The organism is Arthrobacter sp. Bi26 (assembly GCF_918697925.1).
Classification (GTDB): Bacteria; Actinomycetota; Actinomycetes; order Actinomycetales; family Micrococcaceae; genus Arthrobacter.
Window position 1 is genome coordinate 1 of record NZ_CAKKMF010000144.1, and the last position, 7,124, is coordinate 7,124.

Sequence of the window (7,124 nt, forward strand, 5' to 3'; positions counted from 1 at the left end):
GGATGACGTCGTGGACGAACTTCGCCGGCCTCGCGGCAACCGTGGTCCTCCTCGTCATGTGGTGGTGGCGGCCCCCGCGGCTCGCGGCCGCCAGGCTGGGCGTCCGGAACCGACCGGAATCAGGGCTCGCCACCGGCCGCCAACACCCGGCCGCCAGACTGGTCTCCTCCCTCGGGGCGCTGCTGGGGCTGGCGGCCGCTGTGCCGCTGGTCGCCGGCGCCTTCCTTTCCCAGCTCCTCATGGCTGCCGACAGCTACGGTTTTGCAGGCTTCGTGACGCTGACGGCCACTTCCGTACTGCTGGTCATTGCCGCCGGCGAGTTCCTGTTGCAGCGCAACTACGGAAGTCCCGAAGCGCCGCGCGGCTGGCCCCGGCAACCGGCCAGCCCCGCCCTGCTGACCACGGCTGTCCTGGCGCTCCTCGTATTCCTTGCCGTCCTGGGCGTCACGGCGGCGGGGCAGGCGCGCCTCGCCGAAGGACCGGGCTGGGTTCCGGCCGGGCTGCTGACGGCCGGGGCCTGCGCTGCCTCCCTGCCGGCGTTCCTCACCGTCTGGTTCCGCCGGGGCGTCCGCGACGCCCCGCACGGCTTGGACGCCGCCCTGCGCGCCATCACCCTCCACCGTGTCGTGCGGACCCTCGCGGCCGCCCTCACCGCCCAGGCCGCAGTCCTGCTGCTAACCCAGAGCCAGGCGTGGGCGGCCGTGTTCGGGCCGGACGCGTTCGGTGAAGCCGTCGATCCGGCCGCCGGATCGTGGTGGCCGGCAACCCTGGCCGGCTCTGTGCTGGGCGCCGCTGCCATAGTCATCGCCGTCATCCCTGTCCGTACGCCGGCCCGGGCACCGTCCGCTCCAGCTCCGCGGCCGGACAAGGAGCCCGCCACGTGAGCGTGGGGATCTCCGTCAACCTGCGGTCGCCGGTTCCCCCCTTCGAACAGATCCGGGCGCAGATCACCTCCCTCATCACAGTCGGGACCCTGGCACCGGGAACCCGGCTGCCGACAGTCCGCAGCCTTGCGTCGGACCTGGGCCTGGCCGCCGGCACCGTCGCGCGGGCGTACAAGGAACTCGAACTGGCCGGACTGATCGAAACCCGGCGTCGCAACGGCACGGTGGTCGCGGGCAAGCCAGCCCTGCCGGCCCCCGCGGGCGCCCAGGCTCAAGGCGCGGCCCCCGCGGCCGTGATCGCCGCCGTCGACCGCTATATTGCGGAAGGCCGCAGTGCCGGGCTGGACGACGCCGCCCTGCTGGAGATCCTCCGCGCTAAGCTCAGCCAGCAAGACAAATAAGGAGAGAAAGCCAGTTCTCAGTAGACTGGAACCGTGAGCATCCCTACGCCCTATGAAGACCTCCTGCGCGACGTCCTCGAGCACGGCACGCACAAATCAGACCGTACCGGAACCGGCACCCTCAGCGTTTTTGGTCGCCAACTCCGCTTTGACCTGAGCAAGAGCTTCCCGCTCGTCACCACCAAGCGGGTGCACTTCAAGTCCGTGGCGGTGGAGCTGCTCTGGTTCCTCCGCGGCGACACGAACGTCAAATGGATGCAGGACCAGGGCGTCACCATCTGGGACGAATGGGCCGACGCCGACGGCGAACTCGGCCCCGTTTACGGCGTCCAGTGGCGTTCCTGGCCCACGCCCGACGGCGGCCACATCGACCAGATCGCCGAACTCATCGAGAACCTGAAGTCCAACCCGGACTCGCGCCGGCACATCGTCTCGGCCTGGAACGTCTCCGAACTCAAGGACATGGCACTGCCCCCGTGCCACGCGTTCTTCCAGTTCTACGTGGCCGACGGCAAGCTCTCCTGCCAGCTGTACCAGCGCTCCGCGGACACCTTCCTGGGCGTGCCGTTCAACATCGCATCCTACGCCCTGCTGACGCTCATGGTTGCGCAGCAGACCGGCCTGGAACCGGGCGAATTCGTCTGGACCGGCGGGGATGTCCACATCTATGACAACCACATGGACCAGGTCCTCAAGCAGCTCGCCCGCGAGCCCTACGACTACCCCCAACTGAACATCACCCGCAAGCCGGACTCCATCTTCGACTACACCCTCGAGGACTTCGAGGTGGTCGGCTACCAGCACCACCCGACGATTAAGGCCCCGATAGCCGTATGAGCAACGAAGCCACCCCGGGCGTGCAGCCCGGCGATTTCACTGAGCAACTCCGCGCGTCCACCACTGGCCTGGGGCTGGTCTGGGCCCAGACCAGCACCGGGGTCATCGGCCAGGCCGGCGCCATGCCGTGGCACCTGCCCGAGGACATGAGGCACTTCAGCAGCCTCACCTCCGGGCACCCGGTCATCATGGGCCGCAAGACCTGGGAGTCGTTCCCGGACAAGTACCGCCCGCTGCCCGCCCGGACAAACATTGTCATCACCCGCCAGGCCGCCTGGCGGGACACCCCCGGCGCGGAAGGCGCCGTCGCGGTCGCGTCGCTCGACGACGCTTTGCTCGAATCCCAGTTCGTACCCGGCCATGAGACGGTCTGGATCATTGGCGGCGGCGAGATCTTTGCGCAGGCGCTGGACCTTGCCGACGTCGCCGTCGTCACCACAATCGACACCAACGCCGAAGGGGATACCTTCGCTCCCGACCTCGGCTACGACTGGACCGCCTCCGCCAGCCTCCCCGCCAACGGCTGGCTGACCTCGGCCAACGGCACCCGCTACCGGATCACGCTGTGGCGCCGGACGGAGGCCAAGTAATGCTGCGCAAGCCCGAGACACTCTTTGTCCTGGGGTACATGCTCCTGCCCCTGCTCGCGCTCCTCTCGGCCATCGTGGGGCTCACCATGATCCTGGGCGGCAACAAGGTCCTCGGGGCGATCGTGCTGGTGGTGGTGACCCAGGTCTTCACGTTCGGGGCGGTCTTTGCGCTGCGCCGGCGCAAGGCGGCGCTGCTGGAAGAGCCGCGCGGCGAATAGATCCCGTGACGTAACCGACTGCGCCAGGCGGGCGGTGAAGTCTAAACTGGGCCCATGACTACAGCAGCTACCCCGTCCGTCGGCCTGGTCGGTTGGCGTGGCATGGTCGGTTCCGTCCTGATGCAGCGCATGCAGGACGAGGGCGACTTCGCCACCATCAACCCCGTCTTCTTCTCCACCTCGAACGCGGGCGGTGCCGCCCCGGCCATTGCCGGCGCTGGCGCGGCCGGCAAGCTCGAGGACGCATTCGACCTCGAGACGCTGGCGAAGCTGCCCATTATTGTCACCGCCCAGGGCGGGGACTACACCAAGCAGGTCCACGGCGAGCTCCGCGGCCGCGGCTGGGACGGCCTCTGGATCGATGCCGCCTCCACGCTGCGCATGAATGAGGACTCCATCATCGTGTTGGACCCCATCAACCGGGACGTCATCGACGCCGGCCTCTCCGGCGGGGTGAAGGACTACATCGGCGGCAACTGCACCGTGTCCTGCATGCTGATGGGACTGGGCGGGCTGTTCAAGAACGACCTCGTCGAGTGGGGCACGTCCATGACGTACCAGGCGGCCTCCGGCGGCGGGGCACGCCACATGCGTGAGCTGCTGAGCCAGTTCGGCAGCCTCAACGCCGAGGTGAGCACCGAACTGGACGACCCGGCGTCGGCGATCCTGGAGATCGACCGGAAGGTCCTGGCGCACCAGCGCTCCGGCATCGACGCCACCCAGTTCGGCGTCCCGCTGGCCGGTTCCCTGATCCCCTGGATCGACGCGGACCTCGGCAACGGCCAGTCCAAAGAGGAATGGAAGGCCGGGGTGGAGACGAACAAGATCCTTGGCACCTCCGCCGGGAACCGGATCATCATGGACGGCCTGTGCGTCCGGATCGGTGCGATGCGCTCGCACTCCCAGGCCCTGACACTGAAGCTGCGCGAAGACCTCTCGGTGGCCGAGATCGAGAAACTCGTGGACGCGGACAACCAGTGGGCCCGCGTGGTGCCGAACACCAAGGAAGCCTCGATGGCCGATCTCACGCCCGTGGCGGCATCCGGCACCCTGGACATTCCGGTGGGCCGCATCCGCAAGCTGGAGATGGGCCCGGAGTACATCAGCGCGTTCACGGTGGGCGACCAACTGCTCTGGGGCGCCGCCGAGCCGCTGCGGCGCATGCTCCGCATCGCCACCGGAAACCTCTAGGGATTTCAGGCGCCCGTTCAGGCACCAAGGAATCTGCGGTACTTCGCGGCCTGCAGCTCAAAGGACTTTTGAGCGGCAGGCCGCAGCCCGTTAACAGCATCGAAGGGTTCGGGCACGACGCCGGCGCCCCGGCCGCCCGGCGGCCCCGCCCAGGTGCCGATCACCGTGCCGCCCGCCACAATGGTCTTCTTGAACATGCCGTTGCCGCCGGGGACGATCTTGTCAGCGTGCTCCGGCGCCAGCACCACGGACCGGTCCGCGTAGCCGAGCAGGAATTCATCAAACCCCGGCAGCGCCAGCACGGTGCGCTGCCCCGGCACGCCGTCGTCCAGCAGCGCGGCCGTTGCCGGCGCGAGCCAGTAGCTGGTCCCCGCGAACTCCAGCTCCACCAGGCGGTCCTTGACGCGGGCCAGGGCCGCGCGGGTTTCCGTCAGGGGGATGCCGGACCACCAGGAAAAATCACGTTCCGTTGCGGGGCCGTGGCTGCGCAGGTAGCGCAGCAGCCACTCGGCGATGCCATCCGGGCGGTCCAGGGTCCGCGACTCGGTGATCCAGTCGCCGAACGCCACCACCAGCTGCTGGTTTCCTGCCAGCGGCCCCTGCACCAGCAATCCCCGCTGGCACAGGATCCCCAGCAGATGGATGCCGCGCTGGCCCGCGGTGGACTGGCCCGCCCGTTCGAAGGCCTGGAACAATTCCGCCCGGCTGGCTGCTCCTGCGGAGACCAGCCGCAACGCGGACCCCGCTGCTGCGTCCACATCCGCGTCACCGATGCCGAGGTCCCGGTGGCGCCCGGCCATGCCACGGATCAGCCTCTCCGAGGTAATGGCCAGCATCCATTTCAAATCCTCGGGTGCCAGCACATGCAAGGTGCCGCGCATGGGCCAGGAACGGACGATCTCCGCCCGGTCCAGCGCCCCGCGGACGTCATCGACGCGGGAACCGGGCACCCGCTGGCCGACGGCCCAGAGCACGGCCTGCAGGTCCTGGGCCTGCATTGCCGTCATCGCGCGGACGGCTTCCGGGCCGGACTGGAACCCTGGTCCCAGCAGTCCCTGCGCGGCCAGCCGCAGCCTGCCCATGATCCCGGGGCTGAGCCGACCGGTGCCCGTCACTGCTGCCATGGGTCTATGGTAGGTCGCCTGCGCCGGCTGTCGGGCTGTTGCCCGGCTCTTCCCAGCCGCCGTCCAGCGGACCTCTCTAGCCTTGATGCATGACTATGAGTGAGGTGTGGCCACTGCTGCGGCCCCTGTGCCGGAAGCTGGCCCTGCTGGGCTGGGCCTCCAGCGCCGCCGGCATGGCTGCCGGGCTCGCCGTCGCGATCGCCAGCGGCACCCGGCTTTCGCCCATGATGAGCACCCTGCAGCTGGTGGCAGGGCTGTGCATGGCAGTGTCCGTGGGCAGCTTCGTCACGGCCGCTGCGCTGCAGCCGCGGGCACGGACGCCGGCAGGCATGAAGAGCGGCAGCATTGCCCCGCGGGGCCGGGAGCTCCAGTTCGACTACGCCAGCGAATTTCCGGCCACCGTACAGGCCTTCCTGCTCGGCTCCCTGGCGTTTCTCGCCGGCGCCGTGGCGTTTGCGTGCGCCGGACTGGTGCTGCAAAGCGGGCCCAGCGTTCAGTCTGTGGCGTTCTGCCAGGTCTTCCTGCTCGGGGCCGCGGCCTCCGGTTTCACCTTCATGCTCTTCAGCAAGGTGGCCCCCCGCCACACGGACCGGTAGGCGGCCCGGCCTTCCTGGAGAACCGGCCTTCCGCCAGAGCAACCTTAGAGAGCGACGCCGATCAGCAGCGGTTCCGGGTGCAGTTCAATGCCGAAACGTTCGACGACGCCGTGGCGCACCTCGCGCGCAACAGCCAGCATGTCGGCCGTGCTCGCCCCGCCCCGGTTGGTGATGGCGAGTGTGTGCTTGGTGGACAGCGATGCCCGGCCACCCGAGACGCTGTCCGGGTCCAGCCCGAAGCCCTTGACGAACCCGGCCTGATCGATCAACCAGGCCGCCGAAAGCTTGGTCAGCCCATCCGCACCGGCCGGGTAACGCGGGGCCTCCTGCGGCAGCCGTGCCGCGATGTCTTCGGACACGATCGGGTTCGTGAAAAAGGACCCCGTGGAGTAGGTGTCACGGTCGTTCGCATCCCAGACCATGCCCTTGGACGCCCGGAGCCGCAGCACTTCGCGCCGCACGTCGTTGGAGTAGGCCCGCCGGCCCTGCTCGACGCCGAGCGCCCGGGCGAGTTCGGCGTAGCGGACCGGGGCGCTCATCCGGCCGAGCGGGAGCTGGAATTCCACGGTGAGCACCACAAAGCGCGGCGATCCGTTGACGGTGGTCCGCTTCAGGATGGAGTCACGGTAGCCGAATTTGAGTTCGGAATTCGTGAAGGTCTTCACCGCGTTGCGTTCCCGGTCCCAGGTCCGTACCGCGGCGATCGTCTGCGAAACGTCGGACCCGTAGGCGCCGACGTTCTGCACGGGAGTCGCGCCCGTGGCGCCGGGGATGCCGGAGAGCGCCTCGACGCCGGACCAGGCATGCTTCACGGCGTGGTCAACGAAGGCGTCCCAGTTGTGGCCGGCCTGGACCACCACCGCCACGCCGCCGCAGGAGTCCTCGGCGTTGACGGTGAACCCTTCCGAGGCGATCTTGAGCACCGTACCGGGGAACCCGTCGTCGGACACCAGCAGGTTGGAGCCGCCGCCGATGATCAGCAAGGGCTGGCCGGCGGCGTCCGCCGTGCGCACGGCGTCGATGATGCCGGCCTCGCTGCGGGCTTCGATATAGCTGCCGGCGGGGCCGCCGACGGCGGACGTGGTTAGGGCGGAGAGCTGGATCTGGGTCACCTGACCAGCCTAGCCGGGATCATCCGTTGGCCCCTAAGCGGGCGCTAGCTGGCTATAGGTCGTGTCAAGTGCATGCCCCGGGCGTGAAGGTTCGCCCCGTGTGTCTGGCGGGCGTTCTGAAGTGTTGTGGAGGGGCGGTTTGGCGGCTGGACCGGCGTTGGTCTGTGGGCG

The 7,124-nt window shown here is 68.8% G+C and carries 8 protein-coding genes and 1 pseudogene; 7 read left to right on the forward strand and 2 right to left on the reverse strand.

Going from position 1 to position 7,124, the window contains the following annotated elements; translation table 11 throughout:
* The 6 genes and pseudogenes from LQV16_RS22265 to asd all read left to right on the forward strand — a co-directional run.
* Positions 1–884 (forward strand): annotated as a pseudogene (locus tag LQV16_RS22265) (hypothetical protein); the annotation flags it as partial.
* Positions 881–1,285: a GntR family transcriptional regulator gene (locus tag LQV16_RS22270; RefSeq protein WP_229996027.1), complete on the forward strand. Its 405-nt coding sequence runs from the start codon at positions 881–883 to the stop codon at positions 1,283–1,285. The pseudogene LQV16_RS22265 and the gene LQV16_RS22270, both read left to right, overlap by 4 nt.
* Before the next feature lie 33 nt (positions 1,286–1,318).
* Complete coding sequence (locus LQV16_RS22275; RefSeq protein ID WP_229996028.1) at positions 1,319–2,122, forward strand: thymidylate synthase; 804 nt, start codon at positions 1,319–1,321, stop codon at positions 2,120–2,122.
* Complete coding sequence (locus LQV16_RS22280; protein ID WP_229996029.1) at positions 2,119–2,712, forward strand: dihydrofolate reductase; 594 nt, start codon at positions 2,119–2,121, stop codon at positions 2,710–2,712. The genes LQV16_RS22275 and LQV16_RS22280 overlap by 4 nt, the downstream gene beginning before the upstream one ends.
* Positions 2,712–2,930 carry an NF038396 family protein gene (locus LQV16_RS22285; protein ID WP_229996030.1) on the forward strand — a complete coding sequence of 73 codons (219 nt, stop codon included), beginning with the start codon at positions 2,712–2,714 and terminating at the stop codon, positions 2,928–2,930. Before LQV16_RS22280 ends, LQV16_RS22285 begins: the two co-directional genes overlap by 1 nt.
* Positions 2,931–2,984: 54 nt before the next feature.
* Positions 2,985–4,121: an aspartate-semialdehyde dehydrogenase gene (gene asd / locus LQV16_RS22290; RefSeq protein ID WP_229996031.1), complete on the forward strand. Its 1,137-nt coding sequence runs from the start codon at positions 2,985–2,987 to the stop codon at positions 4,119–4,121.
* Positions 4,122–4,138: 17 nt separating this feature from the next.
* On the opposite strand, the gene LQV16_RS22295 is transcribed toward asd, so the two are convergent.
* The gene (locus LQV16_RS22295) at positions 4,139–5,245 is read right to left on the reverse strand and encodes a winged helix DNA-binding domain-containing protein (protein ID WP_229996032.1); all 1,107 of its coding nucleotides are present in this window, start codon (positions 5,243–5,245) and stop codon (positions 4,139–4,141) included.
* Between the two features lie 89 nt (positions 5,246–5,334).
* On the opposite strand from LQV16_RS22295, the gene LQV16_RS22300 reads away from it, so the two are divergent.
* The gene (locus LQV16_RS22300) at positions 5,335–5,841 is read left to right on the forward strand and encodes a hypothetical protein (protein WP_229996033.1); all 507 of its coding nucleotides are present in this window, start codon (positions 5,335–5,337) and stop codon (positions 5,839–5,841) included.
* Between the two features lie 44 nt (positions 5,842–5,885).
* On the opposite strand, the gene LQV16_RS22305 is transcribed toward LQV16_RS22300, so the two are convergent.
* On the reverse strand, positions 5,886–6,953 hold the full coding sequence (locus LQV16_RS22305) for a UDP-N-acetylmuramate dehydrogenase (RefSeq protein WP_229996034.1): 1,068 nt from the start codon (positions 6,951–6,953) through the stop codon (positions 5,886–5,888).
* Between the last annotated feature and the right edge of the window lie 171 nt (positions 6,954–7,124).